General features: G+C 60.1%; 1 protein-coding gene. It reads right to left on the reverse strand.

Annotated features, from left to right (window positions below; translation table 11 throughout):
• The coding region (locus tag K675_RS0115405) for an ABC transporter substrate-binding protein (protein WP_017904400.1) at positions 1–860 on the reverse strand (860 nt) is incomplete at both ends.

Here is an 860-nt window from a genome sequence, read left to right on the forward strand (position 1 = left end):
TTGGCGTTGGGGTTGTACGGACGCTGGACCGGCATGGCCCACAGCTTGATCTCGGTGCCTTCCTTGATGCCCGCTTCCTTGAGCAGTTGCTTGGCCTTCTCGGGATCGAACTTGGCATCCTTGATGGTGGTGTCGTAGGACCACTGGGTCGGCGGCATGGCGTTGACGGCCAACTGGCCGGCACCCTGGTACACCGATTCGATGATCTGCGGCTTGTTCACGGCCATGTCCAGCGCCTGGCGAACGCGCAGGTCGGCCAGCGGGTTGGCGGCGGTTTCGCCCTTGAGCACCGGCATCACGTTATAGGCGATGTAGCCCAGGTTGAAACCGGCCTGGCTTGGCATCTGCAGTTTCGGGTCGGCCTTGAGTGGCGCGAGGTCGGCCGGACGCGGGTAGACGCTCACCTGACACTCGTTCTTCTTGAGTTTCTGCATCCGCACCGACGCGTCGGTGGTGATGGCGAAGATCAGGTTGTCGATCTTCACGTCTTCAGGCTTCCAGTACTCCTTGTTCCCGGTGTAGCGGATGTTGGAGTCTTTCTGGTAGCTCTTGAACACGAACGGACCGGTGCCGATCGGTTTCTGGTTGATGTCGCTGGCCTTGCCTTCCTTGAGCAGCTTGTCGGCGTACTCGGCGGACTGGATCGAGGCGAAGCTCATCGCCAGGTTCTGGATGAAGGCGGCGTCGACGGTCTTGAGAGTGAACTTGACGGTATGCTCGTCGAGTTTCTCGACCTTGGCGATGTTGGTGTCCATCCCCATGTCGGTGAAGTAGGGGAACTCGGTCGGGTAGGCCTTGCGGAACGGCATGTCCTTGTCGAGCATGCGGTTGAAGGTGAACAGCACGTCGTCGGCGTTGAA

Origin of the sequence: Pseudomonas fuscovaginae SE-1 (assembly GCF_000364705.1) — a bacterium.
Taxonomy (GTDB): Bacteria; Pseudomonadota; Gammaproteobacteria; order Pseudomonadales; family Pseudomonadaceae; genus Aquipseudomonas; species Aquipseudomonas fuscovaginae_A.